The sequence below is a fragment of the Paenibacillus rhizolycopersici genome (genome assembly GCF_014947195.2).
In the GTDB taxonomy this organism is placed as follows: domain Bacteria; phylum Bacillota; class Bacilli; order Paenibacillales; family Paenibacillaceae; genus Fontibacillus; species Fontibacillus rhizolycopersici.
This window is the reverse complement of record NZ_JADCNN020000005.1, coordinates 1-18,233: the sequence shown is the minus strand read 5'-3', so window position 1 is coordinate 18,233 and position 18,233 is coordinate 1. Positions and strand designations below refer to the sequence as shown.

15 protein-coding genes are annotated in these 18,233 nt (G+C 52.4%); 13 read left to right on the top strand and 2 right to left on the bottom strand.

Going from position 1 to position 18,233, the window contains the following annotated elements:
• The first annotated feature begins 82 nt into the window (after positions 1-82).
• From IM700_RS07080 to IM700_RS07030, 11 genes are all read left to right on the top strand, one after another.
• Positions 83-1,300 carry a sensor histidine kinase gene (locus IM700_RS07080; RefSeq protein ID WP_193416040.1) on the top strand — a complete coding sequence of 406 codons (1,218 nt, stop codon included), beginning with the start codon at positions 83-85 and terminating at the stop codon, positions 1,298-1,300.
• A 4-nt stretch (positions 1,301-1,304) separates the two neighbouring features.
• A complete protein-coding gene (locus IM700_RS07075) occupies positions 1,305-1,952 on the top strand; it encodes a response regulator (RefSeq protein ID WP_193416298.1) in 648 nt (215 codons plus the stop codon).
• A gap of 183 nt (positions 1,953-2,135) precedes the next feature.
• Complete coding sequence (gene leuC / locus IM700_RS07070; protein WP_155605282.1) at positions 2,136-3,560, top strand: 3-isopropylmalate dehydratase large subunit; 1,425 nt, start codon at positions 2,136-2,138, stop codon at positions 3,558-3,560.
• A gap of 24 nt (positions 3,561-3,584) precedes the next feature.
• Positions 3,585-4,184 carry a 3-isopropylmalate dehydratase small subunit gene (gene leuD, locus IM700_RS07065; RefSeq protein WP_193416041.1) on the top strand — a complete coding sequence of 200 codons (600 nt, stop codon included), beginning with the start codon at positions 3,585-3,587 and terminating at the stop codon, positions 4,182-4,184.
• Positions 4,185-4,419: 235 nt separating this feature from the next.
• Positions 4,420-5,934, top strand: a complete 1,515-nt coding sequence (locus tag IM700_RS07060) for an N-acetylmuramoyl-L-alanine amidase family protein (protein WP_155605280.1) — start codon at positions 4,420-4,422, stop codon at positions 5,932-5,934.
• 38 nt (positions 5,935-5,972) lie between these two features.
• On the top strand, positions 5,973-6,581 hold the full coding sequence (locus IM700_RS07055) for a GerMN domain-containing protein (RefSeq protein ID WP_193416042.1): 609 nt from the start codon (positions 5,973-5,975) through the stop codon (positions 6,579-6,581).
• A 1,264-nt stretch (positions 6,582-7,845) separates the two neighbouring features.
• Complete coding sequence (locus IM700_RS07050; RefSeq protein ID WP_193416043.1) at positions 7,846-9,303, top strand: N-acetylmuramoyl-L-alanine amidase family protein; 1,458 nt, start codon at positions 7,846-7,848, stop codon at positions 9,301-9,303.
• Between the two features lie 25 nt (positions 9,304-9,328).
• Positions 9,329-9,922 carry a GerMN domain-containing protein gene (locus IM700_RS07045; RefSeq protein ID WP_193416044.1) on the top strand — a complete coding sequence of 198 codons (594 nt, stop codon included), beginning with the start codon at positions 9,329-9,331 and terminating at the stop codon, positions 9,920-9,922.
• A 73-nt stretch (positions 9,923-9,995) separates the two neighbouring features.
• Positions 9,996-12,722, top strand: coding sequence for an S-layer homology domain-containing protein (locus tag IM700_RS07040; RefSeq protein WP_239483688.1), 2,727 nt, complete (start codon positions 9,996-9,998; stop codon positions 12,720-12,722).
• Positions 12,723-12,833: 111 nt separating this feature from the next.
• On the top strand, positions 12,834-13,523 hold the full coding sequence (nth, locus tag IM700_RS07035) for an endonuclease III (protein WP_155605275.1): 690 nt from the start codon (positions 12,834-12,836) through the stop codon (positions 13,521-13,523).
• Between the two features lie 18 nt (positions 13,524-13,541).
• Entirely contained in the window at positions 13,542-13,817 is a 276-nt protein-coding gene (locus tag IM700_RS07030) for an NAD/NADP transhydrogenase alpha subunit (RefSeq protein ID WP_155605274.1), read from the top strand.
• Positions 13,818-13,939: 122 nt separating this feature from the next.
• Here IM700_RS07030 and modB read toward each other — a convergent pair whose 3' ends face one another.
• Positions 13,940-14,614 carry a molybdate ABC transporter permease subunit gene (gene modB, locus IM700_RS07025; RefSeq protein WP_193416046.1) on the bottom strand — a complete coding sequence of 225 codons (675 nt, stop codon included), beginning with the start codon at positions 14,612-14,614 and terminating at the stop codon, positions 13,940-13,942.
• Between the two features lie 6 nt (positions 14,615-14,620).
• A complete protein-coding gene (modA, locus tag IM700_RS07020) occupies positions 14,621-15,490 on the bottom strand; it encodes a molybdate ABC transporter substrate-binding protein (RefSeq protein ID WP_193416047.1) in 870 nt (289 codons plus the stop codon).
• A 158-nt stretch (positions 15,491-15,648) separates the two neighbouring features.
• Between modA and IM700_RS07015 the strand changes: the two genes are divergently transcribed.
• Positions 15,649-16,638, top strand: a complete 990-nt coding sequence (locus tag IM700_RS07015) for a helix-turn-helix transcriptional regulator (RefSeq protein WP_193416048.1) — start codon at positions 15,649-15,651, stop codon at positions 16,636-16,638.
• Positions 16,639-16,809: 171 nt separating this feature from the next.
• Positions 16,810-18,233, top strand: a 1,424-nt coding sequence (locus IM700_RS07010; RefSeq protein ID WP_204801131.1) for a dynamin family protein, incomplete at its 3' end; no start/stop codon positions are given.

Genomic DNA, 18,233 nt, shown 5'->3' with positions numbered 1-18,233 from the left:
TTATCGCCGTCGAATCTCTATCCCGAGATAGAGAGGGGTTATGCTAAAGTTGAGGCAGCCAACGTTTGGAGGTCATGCATTTATGTCCATGGGAAAATACGCTTCGAATCTCCGTCCTGCCGTCATTGGAATAGTAATCCTGTATTCCATGTATTCGGTGGGTCTGTTTGCAGGCTCCACATCTCAAGTTGCATTAAATGGGCTCATTTGGCTCCTTTATATCTGCATTCTGTTCATTCCAAAATCAAAGTGGGACCCCAAGCATGCATGGGTGGCTTTCGGTCTGCTCCTGGGCATAACCGGTGTCAATCTTTATTGGTATCATGACCGAGAGCTTGTTTATTTCTTCATCTTCATCGCTTTTTATGCGCTGCTGCGTTTGATTTTGCCAAAACCATTATGGCCGGCACTCTTGACGCTGCTGATTACGGCTGTCCTTTTCATTCGCTTCGGTGCCTTGAACCTTACCGGTATCGTCACCTACATTTCGTTAGCGATCGTGCTGTACTCCGTCATTCGCAGGCGCATGATGCGTAAAGAGATGCATGAGCAAAACCTCCGCCATTTGGCAGAGTTGCGGAAGGCCTACGATGAACTTCAGGAGGCGTCCGCGATGTCCATGCGTTTTGCGGTTCTGGAGGAACGCACGCGCATTGCGAGGGATATTCATGATTCTGTAGGACATAGCCTCACGTCCTTGATCGTCCAACTCCAGGCGCTGCGGTACATGGTCCGGCAAGATCCCGGCCTGACGGAGCATACCATTGATGAGATGTTGGCCGTAGCGAGGCAGGGCCTTCAGGACATCCGTAACTCTGTGCACGAGTTGGCGGACGATCCCTCGATATCGGGCAAAGCCGCTTTGAATGCCCTGCTATCTCGAATGGAAGCATCGACGGGCATTCGTTACGTCGTGCATGACGAGTTGCCGGACGGGGAACTGGGGGACGGCATATACGGAATACTGTTTAAAATATTGCAGGAGGCCATTACCAACGTCGTGCGCCATGCGCAAGCAACCGAGGTGGAGGTAAACCTGCGGCGGGATAACCGCAATATCGTGATGAACATTCGGGATAACGGCAAGTTGCAAGCCGGCCAGGCCATCTCCGAAGGATTTGGGCTCAAAACGATGAGGACTCGCGTGGAAGAGAAGGGCGGAAGTTTACAGTTCATGGCGCGGGAATTAAACGGCTTGGAGATTGTCACCAAGCTCCCGGAGTCTCTTGGACAATTAGACAGGAGCATTAGCAAAACGGAAGATAAGGAGGGTTCCCGTGCCAGAGTCGAACCGAATTAAAGTAATGCTCGTAGACGATCAGAACCTGATTCGTCAGGGCTTCGGCTATATTCTTGGTTTACAGTCCGATATGCAGTTGGTAGGTGAAGCCGGAAACGGAGGGGATGCGGTTAAGCTGGCAGAGGAGCTGCATCCGGACGTCATTCTGATGGACGTGCAGATGCCTTTCATGAACGGTATCGAAGCAACGAGGCGTATTATGGAGCGGCAAACGGGAGTTAAAATCGTCATTTTGACGACTTTTGACGATCAGGACTACGTATTGGAAGGAATTCGTGCTGGCGCTGTCGGCTATCTATTGAAGGATGCGGAAGCAAACGACATGATCGAAGCGATTCGTTCCGCTCATCGCGGAGAAGCTATCTACAGAACGAAATTGGCCTCCGGGGCCCTGCAGGAAGCTATTACTTCCGCACCGCCGCTAGCTCCTGCCAACGCACAGACTCTAAAGTTGCTGGAACCGCTGACCGAACGCGAGCAAGAGATTCTGCAGGAGTTGGCTTACGGCCTTCGCAACGAGCAAATTGCGGCGAAGTTGTTTATTACTGAAGGAACGGTGAAATCCCATGTTCATCGGATCTTGCAGAAGTTCGGGTGCGAGGATCGAACGAAGGTCGTCGTGATGGCCCTGCGGGGAGGATTGGTAAAATGACTGGTCCCCCTTGTTTTTTGCACTGCTTATAAGTTAAACCTATTACATTTATAGATATTATATCTTGGAACAATTAACGCGATCATGTTATATTGATTTCAACATTCAAGGCGACAGGGGCGGTCAACGCGACGTGCTTACGTCTTGATCATTGGTACGAATCCTTGTGTGGGGTGAATGAACATGAGCAGCAAAAAGACAATGTATGAGAAAATTTGGGATAACCACGTAATTCATCAAGAGGAAGGCAAACCTAGCATTCTTTATATCGACTTGCACCTCGTACACGAGGTAACTTCTCCGCAGGCATTTGAAGGACTTCGTCTCAGCGGCCGCAAGGTACGCCGTCCGGAATTGACTTTCGCTACGATGGACCATAACGTTCCAACCAAAGATCGCTTTAACATTTCCGATCCGATTTCCAAACAGCAAATTGACACGCTGTCCCAGAACTGTCGTGATTTCGGCGTTACTTTGTATGATCTTGACACGATCGATCAAGGCGTTGTCCACGTCATGGGTCCGGAGTTAGGGCTGACACATCCCGGCAAAACAATCGTTTGCGGTGACAGCCATACGTCCACGCACGGCGCATTCGGCGCGCTTGCTTTCGGGATTGGTACGAGTGAAGTGGAGCACGTATTGGCCACGCAATGTCTCCAACAAGCCAAAGCGAAAACGCTGGAAGTTCGTTTTGTCGGCAAACGCAAACCGGGCGTGACCGCGAAGGATATGATTCTCGGCGTAATTGCGAAATATGGCACGGACTTCGCTACGGGTTATGTCATCGAGTATACGGGTGAAGCAATCCGCGAATTGTCGATGGAAGAGCGGATGACGGTTTGTAACATGTCGATTGAAGCTGGGGCAAGAGCAGGCTTGATCGCACCGGACGATACAACGTTTAACTATTTGCGCGGCCGCGAGCACGTTCCTCAAGGCGCGGCGTTCGAACAGGCGGTAGCCGAATGGAAGAACCTTGCTACCGATGAAGGAGCGGTTTATGACCGCGTCGCAGAATTTGACGTCGATTCGCTGATTCCGCAAGTCACTTGGGGAACGAGCCCGGGGATGGGGACGGGGATTAACGGTACAGTGCCGAACCCGGCCGACTTCGCGACAGACAATGAACGGAAGGCCGCTGAGAAAGCGGTAGAATATATGGGCTTGACGCCAGGTACGCCGATGACGGATATCGCCATTGACTATGTCTTTATCGGTTCCTGTACGAACGGCCGGATCGAAGACCTGCGTGCGGCGGCGGAAGTCGCTAAAGGCTACAAGGTCTCGGATAAGGTAACGGCGATTGTCGTTCCAGGTTCGGGCCGCGTGAAGCTGCAAGCCGAACAAGAAGGCCTCGACAAGGTGTTCGTAGAAGCGGGCTTCGAATGGCGTGATGCAGGCTGCAGCATGTGCCTCGCGATGAATCCCGACGTCCTGCAGCCGGGACAACGGTGCGCCTCCACCTCCAACCGTAACTTTGAAGGACGGCAAGGGCGCGGCGGCAGAACGCATCTGGTTTCTCCAGCCATGGCGGCAGCGGCGGCGATCAAAGGTCATTTCGTTGACGTACGTGACTGGGAAATCAAAAGCGAAGTCCTGAGCTAATCAAGGAAAAGGGGAGAATCGACGATGGAAGCATTTGTGAAACATACCGGTGTCGTAGGTCCGGTGGATCGCGTGAACGTGGATACCGATGCAATTATACCGAAGCAATTTTTGAAACGGATTGAACGGTCTGGATTTGGCCAATTTCTCTTCTACGAATGGCGTTTCGACACGGAAGGAAACGTTAATCCCGAGTTCGAATTGAACAAACCGCGTTACGAAGGCGCATCCGTGCTCATCTCGCGTGTCAACTTCGGGTGCGGCTCCTCGCGGGAGCATGCCCCGTGGGCGATCCTGGACTATGGGTTCCGCTGTGTGATCGCGCCGTCCTTTGCGGATATTTTCTACAACAACTGCTTTAAGAACGGCATTTTGCCCATCAAGTTGTCGGAAGAACAGGTTGAGGAATTGTTTCAGCGCACGGCAACTCATGAAGGCTACAAGTTAACGGTCGATCTGGAGCAAAAAACGATCCTCGACGAGTACGGCTTGAAATTGAGTTTTGATCTGGATGAGCATCGCCGCCAATTTTTGCTGCAAGGTTTGGATGACATCGGTTTAACGCTCCAGCATGAGGATTTGATTGCGGCATACGAGAAGAAAAAGTTTGCGAACATGGCTTAAACCGTCTGAGTTTGGCGAGAAGTCCCGGCTGCGATGAGCAGTTGGGGCTTTTTTTTGTCAATCTATGAAAATATGAGTCTATCAGGGCCGCGGTTTTTCTGATATTATGGAAGTAATTAGCAACGTTCTGGGAATGTTGGCGTTTACATAAGAGTCGCTGGACTGCTATGAGGGACGCATCCGCCAATGAAGTTCTAGATTCGGCAAAATACGAGGGTGGGGTAGGGATTAACGAATGAAGAAACTCGGCTTGATCATGTTTATGTTGGTTGGCTTACTGGTTTTCCCGGGTTTGGCGAAAGACGCCTACGCGGCCTCATCGGGAACCTCCGAGACGCATATTGTATTGGACGGCCAAGAATTGCAGCAGCCTGCAGGCGCTCAGGCCGGCATCGTGGGAGGCAATGTGATGGTGCCGCTGCGAGTGGTTGCTGAGGGGTTGGGTTACCAAGTCGCCTGGGAGAAGAAGAGCGGGACGATTACCATCTCGCAGGAGGGGACGGAACTCAAGCTCACATTAGGCAAAAATGCGGCTTCCGTCGACGGCCAGACGGTTAAGCTGAATAGTGCCCCCTATCTGCAGGGGGACTCTACGCTCGTACCGCTGCGCTTTGTCGGAGAGCAGATGGGCATGCAGGTCAGTTGGGACAATGCAACCAAGTCCGCTTACTTAACCAGTCCGGCAGGAGGTTCTGCTGGTGGTGTTGTTCCTGGCACGGGAAGTCAGTCACCTGATCAGGAAACCCCAGTCTCCGTTCCGTCAGGGCAGCCGGTGGCAGGGGATGACGATACATACGTTCCGGGGAATCCAACCGGGAACCAGGCTGAGGTCCCAAATGCGTTGATCCAGGGCATCAGCTTTAGCGAAAACCGCTTGATGTTTGCCGTATCCGGCAGCGTAACTCCTAACGTATTTAAAATGAGCGGTCCTGATCGGATCGTTGTCGACATTCCAAACGCTGATTTTGCTCCTACTTTTGGGGAAGTTCAACCGCTCGACGTCAGTCGGAAAGGTCAAATTGCGGTTAGCGATTATCCGGACGTATCTCAAATCCGTTACTCTCTGTTCAGTACGGCACCGTCTACGATACGGATCGTAATTGACTTGAACCGGAACGTAGAGTTCAAGGTAACCAATCTGGACGATGGTCTTGTAACCGTTGACTTGACGTCAGGGGTCACTGTTCCAGGCATCGGGATAGGCGGGACCGGCAAACCGGTTGTCGTGATCGACGCGGGTCATGGCGGGAGCCAGCCTGGAGCCATCAGCGTGACCAAGAAACAGGAGAAGGAATTCACCCTTGGCGTAGCGTTAAAAGTCGAGGCACTGCTTCGGCAGGAAGCGAATCTGGATGTGGTGATGACTCGTACGACGGATGTTACGATGTCGCTGCAGGATCGAGTAAAGGTCGCCAATGACATCGGGGCCTCGGTGTTCGTCTCTATCCATGGAAACAGCATTGATCCCCCAAGTAACCCGAGCGGTTCGGAAACGTATTATACCCGGGACGAGAGCATTCCGCTTGCCAACGTTATGCATCGGCATTTGGTTAACGCGACGGGCCTATCCGACCGGGGCGTCAGAAAGAGCAGTCTGCATGTCACCCGAGAAACAAAAATGCCGGCGGTCCTGCTTGAGGTTGGATATCTTAGCAACAAGACCGACGCAGGCCTGATGTATACCGAGGAATTCCAACAACGCGTTGCAGAGGGCGTCGTCGCGGGTATTAAAGAATATCTGGGCCTATGACAGACGAAAGAGGCCGAATCGACAAGGGGGCAAGCGGCATGAGAAAAATAGCGATTTTACTGGCGATGGTCGCCATGTTGGGGGTTGCCGCAGGATGCGGGAACAAGCCGGTGGCTTCGCCTCCGGATAACGGGAATGAAGTGGACGCTGCAATGAGCAGCGGTGCGCAGGGAACCGAGCTACAGGAGGTTCAACAGAGTGGAAGCGGTACTGATGAGACGAGTGCTGCAAACGCCGATGCGCCAGAGGCGGAGGTGGAGAAGTTGACCATACAAGTTTATTATACCGACGATGACCTAATGGACTTGAAGCCAAAATCTCGCGAGATCGAATTTACAGCGGATCGGAGCAAATACGAAAGCGCCTTTGAGGCGCTGCAAACGGCGGATGATGGTCTTCTGTCTCTCTGGGAGATGGTGGTCCTGAACACGGTGAAGTTTGATGAGACGAGCGGACAATTAAATCTCGATATCAGCCTGCCGGACGAAGCTCGCCTCGGCGCAGGCGGGGAATCTCTGGCCCTCGAGGCGCTGAAGAATACGATGTTCCAATTTGACGAAGTCAAGCAAATCGAGTTGACTTTGGACGGGGCGCAGGTCGACTCGTTGATGGGCCACGTCGATCTGGAGCATCCGATGAGCCGGTAGAAAGCTGTGTTGCTGCCGAGTAACTGAATAGAAGAGCGCGGGAAGGCCGCCATGTGAAATGTTCTTACGATCGCTGTTGCTCGCGGATTTCTTGATTCTGTAGATTCAGGAGTTGTAGAAATCCGTTCGCAAAGGCGACCACTATCGTTTCTTCAGAATCATTTCACCCTCTGGCCTTTAGCGCTCTTCTTTTGCGTTGGGGCACTCCCGCCGGCTGCTCCGTTCGCCGTGGGGGAGGAGGAATGTTTGGCAAATCTGTTGGACTCGATTTGCCGAGTAACTGAATAGAAGGGCGCGGGAAGGCCGCCGTGTGAAATGTTCTTACGATCGCTGTTGCTCGCGGATTTCTTGATTCTGTTGATTCAGGAGTTGTAGAAATCCGTTCGCAAAGGCGACCACTATCGTTTCTTCAGAATCATTTCACCCTCTGGCCTTTAGCGCTCTTCTTTTGCGTAGGGGCACTCCCGCCGGCTGCTCCGTTCGCCGTGGGGGAGGAGGGATGTTTGGCAAATCTGTTGGACTCGATTTGCCGAGTAACTGAATAGAAGAGCGCGGGAAGGCCGCCGTGTGAAATGTTCTTACGATCGCTGTTGCTCGCGGATTTCTTGATTCTGTAGATTCAGGAGTTGTAGAAATCCGTTCGCAAAGGCGACCACTATCGTTTCTTCAGAATCATTTCACCCTCTGGCCTTAAGCGCTCTTTTTTTTGCGTTGGGGCACTCTATCTGACTGCTACAGGCGGTATGGAGGGAAGGAGCCCGTCAACTCGGTTGAACCTGAGTTAACGGGATAATGATCAAAGAGCGCGCAGCGGGAGTTTGTAACGGACCGGAGGGCCGTTATTCCGCCATTTCCCGAGGTTTTCCCAACGTAACGGACTCCAACGGCGCTATTTTGACCTTTTTGTACCTATCCGGTTTAGAATCCGGCTAATAAGGTCATCTCAGTCCGTTACATAATGAGTTAACCGAATTCATCGCAAATAACGGCCCTGAAGTCCGTTAGCCGACGAAATTAGCCCGATCGATCGAGAGTCAAGGATCTGTCGGGTTCTTTTGTGCGTGTGATCGAGGCCCACTTCCGCTTTTAGGAAAGTCAGGATTTTCGTAGGAAGCTCTGGCAAATGTTAAGCAGAAAAATGCCATTTTTTCGCAACTTTCCATGGCTTTTGGCGTCTAATATGTCGTCTGGTGATGTCGAAGCGCAATAAAGAAAACTCATCGGTCATCATGAGGCAAAAATTCTAGGATGGTAGGGGTGACGGATGAAGAAAAAAGGTTTGGCGGCGCTCGTGTTCGCCTGGATGCTGCTGATGGTGATGGCGCAGACAGGACAAGCAGCGCCTGGCAGTACGAGTATTTATCTGGATGGGAAAGCGCTCGCTTTACCCGAAAACGGACAAGTCCAAAATGTGAATGGAAATGTGATGATTCCAATTCGTGTCGTCGCGGAGGAGCTGGGTTTTGACGTCAACTATGAGAAAAAGACGAGCACGGTAACCATAAAGCAATCGGGTACAACGCTTATTCTCAACGTCAATAAAACAACCGCTTCCGTCAATGGAAGTGAAGTTAAGCTGCCTATCGCACCTAAGCTTGCCGAGGACACGACGCTCGTTCCGATGCGTTTTGTCGGAGAGCAGATGGGGCTGAAGGTGTCTTGGGACAACGCAGCTAAATCTGCTTACTTAACATCGTCAAGTTCCGGGAGCGGAAGCGGAAATGCCGGAAATGCTGGATCTGGCACCGACAGCGGTACAGGAACGGACGGACAGCAACCGGGCACGGTTGTGCCTCCGGTCGATCCCGCCGAGTTAGCGAAGGTTACGGGGATCGGGTTCAGCAACAATAGCCTGATGATTGCGGTTGATAAGAACGTGACGCCGAGCATTTTTACAATGAGCGGTCCGGAACGGTTAGTGATCGATCTTCCGCAAACGCAATTTGCTGAAACATTGGCTAATGGAGCGCCTCTTGACGTTAACAAAAGTGGAGCCATTGAAGTAACGGATTATCCCGATGTTTCCAAAGTCAGATACGCGCTGTTTAGCAGTAATCCATCGACCGTACGAATCGTACTGGATTTGAACCATAAGGTAAATTATGAATTGGTTAACGATAACGACGGATTGATCTTCGTTAACTTGAATATGGATCCTAGCCAAGGAGGAAACTCCGGCGGCGATGGGAAGAAGACGGTTGTGCTGGACGCCGGTCATGGAGGAAGCGATCCAGGGGCGATCAGCGTCACGAAGAAGAAGGAGAAGGACTTTAACCTTGCCGTGGTTCTGAAAGTGCAGAAGCTGCTGCAGAACGATCCTAACATCAACTTAGTGCTGACGCGCGAAAGCGATACTTATCCGACCTTGCCGGACCGGGTAAAAATTGCCGAAAACGTAGGTGCGGACATTTTTATATCCGTACACGCAAATTCGGGTTCCGCCTCGGCCAGCGGCGTAGAGACCTATTATACTCGGGCTGCAAGCCAGGATTTGGCTAAGGTTATGCATAAGCATCTGGTCCAAGCCTCCGGTTTGGCCGATCGCAAGGTCCGTACGCAAAGCTTGCATGTGACCCGGGAAACCACCATGCCGGCCGTGCTGCTCGAATGCGGGTACTTAAGTAACAAAAACGATGATGCGTTGCTAGCAACGGACGAATACCGCAGCAAAGTCGCCCAAGGCATCGCGGACGGCATCAAAGAATATCTCGGCCTTCAGTGATCGCCGGGCGAAGGAGGAAGTAACCATGATCAGAAAAAGTTACCTCATGGGAGTTTTGGTTCTTCTGCTCGCCTTGAGCAGCGGCTGTGGGCAAAAACCGCAATCGGCTCCTAACGCGGGAGCGGGAAACGCTGAGACAAACCAGGAGAACGTACAGGCTCCGAACACGGCTTCGCCGCAGAATACAGATTCGTCGCAAGGAGCAGGTGGGGCGAACCAGCCACAGCAGATCACGAAAAAGATCGAAACGTATTTTACCGATGATCAGATGCTGGAGTTAACCCAAGATAGCCGTGAAATCACCTATCAGGCAGAAGCTGATAAATATTTGGCGGCCCTCAAGGCGTTGCAAATCCCGAGCGATACCAAACAGTTCTCGCTGTGGGGAAAAGTCGAGTTTCATTCCGCCGTTTTCAAAGACGGAACCGTAACCGTCGACTTGGCGCTGCCCGATGAAGCGCGCCTTGGTGCGGGCGGGGAGGCGCTGGCTCTCGATGCGTTAAAAAACACCTTGTTCCAATTCGATGAGGTTCAGGCGATCGATGTCCTGGTGGATGGAACTCCCGTCGATACGTTGATGGGACATGTCGAACTGACGCATCCGTTGTCAAGAAATTAAGGATTCGGGGAGGAACTCACCTGTCCGCCGTCGAATGGGTAGAGAGATCTTTTTTGTAGAAAGGAAGAATTTGATGGCATCCTATAAACGCACGTTTACACGCAGTACCCAAAGAGCAGTTTCCGCCATGCTGGTTACGGCCATGTGTTTGGGCGGAACTACGGCGGCATTTGCCGAAGAAACGACAACGGTCAACACCTCGCAAAACGTCGCTGCTGTATCTTTGTTCAGTGACGTACAGAACGGATTCTGGGCGGAGAAACATATATACAAACTGGCGTCTGAGGGCATTCTTCTCGGCGATGCCGGCAAATTCCGGCCAGGCGATAGCGTAACTCAACAGGAAGCCATTACGATGGCTGTCCGGTTTATGAACCTGGATTCTCAGTTAGGCAGCGGGTCTACCGCTCCGGCAGATCTTAAGGTCGGCAATTATTTTAAACCTTATTTGGAGCTGGCACTATCCAAGAAATTGATTGACAAAAATGAAGAGGTTGCTGTCACAAAAGAAGGCGAATCCTGGGGCGAGAAGAAAGCCTCGCGGGAATGGATTGCCAAAATTCTAGTACGTTCTCTGGGCAAAGATGCGGAAGCCAAAGCATCGGCTGCGATGTCAACCGGCTTCGCCGATCAATCGAGCATCTCCGCGAACGCGCGCGGCTATGTCAATGTTGCGGTTCAGTTGAATCTGACCAAAGGGGTGGAAGGCAACCGTTTTGATCCGCTCGGCAAAGTCACCCGCGCTCAGCTCGCTACCTTCTTCAGCCGTGGCGGCGAATACGTGAACCCGGGTTACGCTAACGTCTATGAGGGGATCGTAACCCAACTGACCGACAGCAAGCTGACTTTGTATACGAACGGTCAAATGAGAAGCTTTTCGCTGGACAATCGTTCTGTCTATTTTACGAAGGATTCCGAAGTGAGAACGACCCAAAGTGCTTTGAAGCTGTACACCAAATTGCTAGTAGTAGATAAAGTGGGCTCGGCTGCTTATGTGGAAGTGACGGATGCGAACCAGCAGTTGGAGAGTGTCGAAGGAACTCTGCTTCGGGTGCTAACAAATAACCGTTTGCTTCTGTTGGTGAATAATGATTCGGTGACTTATACCTATGACGCAAATACCAGTTTCCTTGACCAAAACGGCAATGCCATCAAAGCAAGCGACCTGACGTCTGAGAGCACCGTAGTTGTACAGCGTGAAACGTTCACGGCAGAGAAGAAGCCGGTGATCGTTCAGGTGAAATCGGCGTTGGTGGATAAGACAAGCAGCGGTACGGTGTCGAAGGTGGATCTGACCGCGAAAACCGTAACGATCAAAGCCGCCAATGGGGCGGAAGAGACGTATAAATTTGATAACAATACGATTTTGCTGTACCAAAACCAAAGACTCAATACGATGGGCGAAGTGAATACAGGGGCATCCGTGACCTATACGGTGAAGGATAGTGTCTTGACATCCCTTGAAGTCACCCAGGCAACGGAACGTACGGTAACCGGTACCTTGCTGGATCTCGTAGGCGATACGCTGCTCAGCTATACGAATGCGGGAGGACGCGACGAAATTAAACGGCTAGCGAAGAACGTTACCGTGCAAATTAACGGGATCGTGGATGCGGGCCTGGACGATCTCATTACCGACACAAAAGGCGGGGACAAAGTCGAAATGACCCTGAACCCGGATGACGAAGTCACGAAGATCGTTGTCACCGGACGGCAGTCCGAACAGCTGGCGAACGCTTCCGTCATCAACTATGATGCGAAAACGAAGGCGCTCACTGTGATGGATGCCGCGGAAAAACCGTATGTATTCGTAATCGATGACAAAACGAAATACACCTATAACACGACAACGCCAACCTTGTCCGGTCTGGAAGCATTGCTGTCCAAAGGTCGTAGAGTTGATCTGACGGTCGTTGGTTCGCGTGTGGTGAACGTGGAAGTGACGTACAAATACGAGGGCACTTACGTTTCGGCCAATACTTCGACGAAGAAGATCACGATCTTGCTGGGCAACGGAAAAACCGTGGAAATCCCTTATCAAGGAACAACGCCGTCGATCAGCATTTATGGCAAAGCAAGTGCAACGTTGGCCGATATCAAGGCTGGGGACCCAGTAACCGCGATGTTGACGGCAAACCAGGATGCCTTGCAAACCTTAGCAGTGAAGAGCTCTATTCAATTCGAAGTCGCTTCGATAAATACGGCGAACAGCCGCATTCGGGCAACGGCGAACGGGGTGACTAGCGAGTTCTATGTCGATCAGGCTGTATTGCTCGGCGAAAACGGCGGAGCGATCAAAGTCAGCGATCTGAAGGTAGGACAAACGATCAACGTTACGTTTAATGGACAAACGGCTGTCTCGCTGCAAGTCGTGAAGCTGACCTTAGGTAAGGTTCAAAGCGTCGATGGTTCGTCGTTAACGGTGAAGTCTTTTGCCGGCAACGTGGAGACCTACTCCCTGGCAAGCGGCGTGAAAGTTCAACGGGGTACCGAGATCAGCACGAGCACAACTTCGCTCACGACCAGCGATCATGTTGAAGTACGTAAGGACACGAATGGCGCGGTCGTGATCAAAGTATTAACCCCGCAGGAACGCAAGTTTTCCCGTTATGATGGGGTTGCCAAAGAAATTATCGTCTTGCGATCCAGTACGTCGGACAACAATTATCGTTTTGCCGTAACGGCAGACACCTATATTCACCAAGGCGACACGACAATATCCGTGCAATCCCTCCAGAATAATGATAAAATTGTTTTGTATTTCAACGGAGACAAGCTGGTTGAAATCGAAAAACAATAATCATTTTTCGTGAGATCAACCGTCTTGATGCGGGATGTTTCCCGGATCAAGGCGGTTTTTTCGCGGATTAATCCGAGCTGCCAGCCGGGCCTCCAGGAAAGGAGTGGAGACATGAACGCGGCTGACGTCCGCCATATTTTAGACACCATCGGTGCCATGTTTCCGGATGCGCGTTGCGAGTTGAACCACGAGAATGCCTTTGAACTTACGATTGCTGTGCTCCTGTCCGCGCAATGCACCGACGCAACCGTGAATAAAGTCACGGCCGATTTGTTTCAAAAGTATAAAACGCCCGAGGATTATGTTTCGGTTCCGTTAGAAGAGTTGGAACAGGATATCCGGAAAATCGGCTTGTTCCGCAGTAAAGCCAAGCATATTCAAAACCTGTGTCATATTTTGCTGGAGCGTTACGGCGGTGAGGTTCCGCGGGAACATGAACAATTGGTTGAGCTTCCTGGTGTGGGGCGAAAAACGGCAAACGTCGTCGTATCGAACGCCTTTGACGTTCCGGCCATTGCCGTAGATACGCATGTGGAGCGTGTCAGTAAACGACTAGGTTTGGCTGGATGGAACGACTCCGTTCTTGAAGTGGAGAAGAAACTGATGAAGCGGGTCCCGAGGGATGAATGGACATTAACCCACCATCGCTTGATCTTCTTCGGTAGGTACCACTGCAAGGCGCAGAACCCGAAATGTGAAGTCTGCCCGCTGCTTGACGTATGCCGGGAGGGCAAGAAACGTATGAAAACGCCGCAAAACAGAAAAAATAAGAAAAATGCGGCAAAAAAAGATAACCCATAGGTGAGGATGAGAGACCCCATGAGATGCATTTCTGTGTATACCGATAACTTTGAACAGTTCTCGGACGTGTTTGAGCAAGTGATCGATTTGAAGCTAGGCGAAAACGACGAGCGTGAGGTTGAAGGCTTGGTTGTCAGCGATTCCGGCGAGGTACCTGAGCATTATTTGGAACGGATGTCCGTTAAACCGGAAGTCGTTGTGATGAAGGATAAGACCAGAGGCATCACGATATTACAGCACGGCAAAGTCTTTGAAATCTTGCTTCCAACAGAAACGGCGGATGTCGTTAGTTAAATCGAGCGATGAAGTTGCTCGAAACGAAGAATAGATAAGAAATCCCCTCGGGAGGACGTGTTATGAACACGCCAGACCGCAGGGGATTTTTGTCGTTCTGCAACCAAGGAGCCTTGGCTCGTCTATTCGGTTTTAAGGCGGGAGGAGATCCATAGCAGGCCGAAGGACAACAGGATGGTGCAGCCCGTCAGGGCCCAAGCCAGCGACAGGTTTCCGCCGTCTACGGCAAAAAAGATCGCCGTTGGGATCGTTTGGGTCCGGCCGGGGATGTTGCCGGCGATCATCATCGTCGCTCCAAATTCGCCGAGCGCGCGGGCGAACCCGAGTATAAACGCCGATTGCAGTGAACGGGAGGCGAGGGGCAGCACAATATAGGCAAGCACTTGCCATTCCCGGGCTCCCTGCGAACGAGCGGCGTCTTTCAGTTCTTGATCCACCGCTTGAAAGCCGGACTTCAGCGACTGATAAATTAGCGGAAAGCTGACGACGGCTGCAGCGATCACTGCACCGAGCGGCTGGAACACGAAGCTCAAGTGCAACAGAGATTCCGCGGCTTGCCCGATCCAGCTGTTCTTGCCCAGCATCACGAGCAATATAAAACCGACAACGCTAGGCGGCAGGACGAGCGGAAGAAGAAAGATGGTTTCCACCAGCGTTTTCCCGTAGAAGGCGGCGGTGGACATGCGCCATGCCATTAAAAGGCCAGTCAAAAAGGCGATGACCGTGGCAGCTATAGACACTTGCAATGATAATCCAACCGGCTCCAGGAAGGTTTCCGGAATCCCTATTGCGTTCATAGGCGATTACTCCGCTGGGGTAAACCCGTATGTGCTAAACACTTGCCGGGCGGGGTCGCTTAATAAGAAGTCGTAAAGTGCTTTGGCTTCATCCGGATGACCACTGTCCTTGAGGACACCGATCGGATATTCAATCGGTTCATGGCTTTCGGCTTCTGCGCTTAGCGCCACCTTCACCTTATCCGAAAGGGCAGCGTCGGTTTTGTAAACGAATCCGGCGTCGACGTTGCCGGTTTCCACATAGGATAAGACTTGTTTGACGTCCTTGGTCAACACAAGCTTGGATTGCAATGAATCCCAAAGTTTATGGTAATTAAGAGTCTGTTGCGCGTATTTCCCGGCCGGAACGGATTCAGGGGTGCCGATGGCGATATCGCCGAGTTTTGCTAGATCTTCCATTTTTTCAATTTGTACGGAGCCATCCTGAGGAACAACCAGCACAAGTTCATTGGTCAATAGGTTGGTTGTTAGACGGTCATCCATTAGGCCTTTTTCGATCAAAGCATTCATCTGCTTGGTCCCGGCGGACAGGAACAGATCAGCCGGGGCTCCTTGTTCGATTTGCTGTTGAAGCGTTCCGGAGGCGGCGTAGTTAAAAGTAAGCTTCACATGGCTGTGCTCGGCTTCGTATACACTCTTGATTTGATCAAGGCTTTCGGTTAAGCTGGCAGCGGCAGAGACGAGCAGTTCGACCTGCTCAGCCGGTTTGGACTTGTCCTCAACCGATGTTGGTGAGTTGTTGGCCACGTTGCTACCTTCGGCACTGACGGAAGGAGCCTTGTTGGGCGAAGCCGAATTGCTGCCGCATCCGGCGGATAGGAGCAGGATAAGGACGGTGAGTACCGCCAAAAAGGGCAGCTTCATCCATTTGTGCATAGGTATTCCCTCCTTGGTTATATCTAATTATAACTAGATTATACGAAACATAACGATCTGCATAGATCCATGGGGGAGTTTTCATTGAAAAAAAGGGGAATCCCCGGTAAGATGAGTCTAGTTGCAAGAACGATGGTGGAACAGATGAGGAGTAAGTTATGACTGAACCGATCTCGTATACAGCCGAAGAAATCGCCAAGCTGTTAAAGGTGTCTAAGTTAACCGTATATGATTTGATCAAAAAAGGGGAGCTTCCCGCATACCGGGTCGGCAAACAGATGAGAGTGGACTCCACTGACTTGGAGGCGTATAAGCACAAAGCCAGAAGCGGGGCCGGGTCGTCCGCTGCCACCGCCATGCCGGTATTTCAGGTTCCCTATACCGTACCGACCCGACCGGATGCCGACGGCGGAGAAGTGCGGGATGGGGCAAGGACGTTGGTCATTACCGGGCAGGATCCGGGGCTCGACCTGCTGGCCAAAGCGTTGGAATCTAAAGTTCGCGCATACCGTCCGCTGCGTTCCTTTGCCAGCAGTATGGACAGCTTAGTGGCCATGTATAACGGTGCGGCGGATATCGTCAGCACGCATCTGTACGATGGAGACACCGGGGAGTACAATTTGCCGTATATCCGCAAGCTGTTCATATCCCTCCCTTATTTGGTATTGAATTTTGCGACGCGCCGGGCAGGTTTTTACGTCAAGCAAGGTAATCCGCTTAGGATCCAATCCTGGGAGGATTTAACGCGGCCCGGGATTAAGCTGATTAACCGGGAGAAGGGTTCGGGAGCCCGGGTATTGCTGGATGAACAGCTGCGCAAGCATGGAATCGCTCCTGCGACCGTCACCGGCTACGCCCAGGAGGAATCTTCGCATATGGGGCTTGGCGGGCGGATTGCCCTTGGCCAGGCGGACGTTGGCGTCGGCAGCGAACGGCCGGCTCGGATCGCCGGACTTGATTTCATTCCGCTGACCCTTGAACGCGTCGACCTTGTTGTGCTGAATAAGCCGGAGAACCGCGAGTGGATCGCCAAGCTCCGCGAAGCGCTGGGTTCGACCGAGCTGCACGAGGTACTGTCGTCATTAGGGGATTACGATTTGTCGCTCACCGGACAGGTGCTGGCGGATCGAGAGGCTGGCTTATATTAGTTAATGCTGTAGTATAGACGGAACCGCCTCCTTGGGAGGCGGTTTTTTGGTATGAAGCGTTACGCGGACGAACATCCGCAAGCGAGCGTTTCCAAGCGAACAGGGAAATGTTAAAATATGAATAATTAAAATGAAACTTGATTTCGCAGCGTGGAAAACGGAGGAACTAGGATGGATGGAACGATGACGGATACGGAGCTATCATTGCGCGAGCGGCTGCATCGATTGCGAGACTTGGTGGACGGGGAAGGTGACCTAACCGCGGCGGCTGAACTGCGAGAGGTTGGCGACAAGCTGGGCCGGAGGGAGCTGGTCACGGCGTTTTGCGGCCATTTCTCGGCGGGGAAGTCGAGTTTAATTAACGCTTTATGCGGAAAAGTGGTTATGCCGGCTAGCCCGCTTCCCACCAGCGCCAATGTGGTACTCATTCGGGAAGGGGAGCCGCGTGCACTATTGACGCCGGCCGATTTGGCCAAAGCTAAGGTAGAAGTGCCGGTGGAGGAGGTAGCGGCGTATTGCCGCAACGGCGAAGAATACTCTCGCGTAGAGCTCTGGGACCAGATTGAGCTACCACCTCACGGCGGTGTGTTGCTAGATACGCCTGGAGTCGACTCCAATGACGCCGGCCATGCGATGGCCACGCATTCTGCTCTGCACCTAGCGGATGTAGTGTTCTATGTGATGGATTATAACCACGTTTCTTCGGAGACCAATTTAAGCTTTGCCAAATCGCTAAGCGATTACGGTAAACCGGTATACATGGTCGTGAATCAAATCGATAAGCATCGGGAAGAGGAGCTCCCCTTCGAGGAGTATCAACAATCGGTCAGCCAGGCGTTCCGGGCATGGAATATCGCGGCGAAGGGAATTTTCTATATTTCATTAAAGAGGGAAGATGCTCTCGGGAATATGCTGCCGCAGTTGAAGGAAGCGATCCGCGCCTTGTTTGAGCGGGGAGGCGGTTTGCTGGAATACGGGGCTTACGCTTCGGCGGCTCAGTCGGTTGAAGGTTATTTAGCGCGCGTGGCTGAGTCGGAGCAATCTCGGCGTGAGCAGCTAGAAGAAGAGGCTGGCGGCGAAACGGACGTAACGGCAATGGGGGAAGAACTGCGTAGACTCGAGATCGTTGATCCTTCTGGGGAGAAAGCTTGGGAGCCGCGGAAACAGGAGTGGCTGCAACGTATCGGCAGCCTGCTGGATACCGCACAGTTGATGACACCGCAGTTGCGGGAGCTTGCGGGTCGCTATTTGGAAGGCCAGGCGCCGGGCTTTAAAGCGAAGGGCTGGTTCGCTGGCGGAAAGACGGAAGCGGAGAAGTTGAAGCGCCAAAGCGAATTTCTGCAGGCGCTTGGGGAGCAAGTCGAAGCACAGCTCGATTGGCATGTGCGCCAGGAACTGCGGGGGATCGGCCAGCAGCTGGAGCTCTGGGGCGAAGCCTGGGAGCAGCAGCTGGACGAGCGGATGCCGAAACCGGCAGAGGCGTGGATCACGGAGCCGCTTCCGGGCGGAGCGATGTTGTCCGGCGAGTCGACGCTGATCTACGCCGCGGCGGTTGGCGCCAGCATCGCCGCGCGCTACCGCCGCGCGGCCGTGGA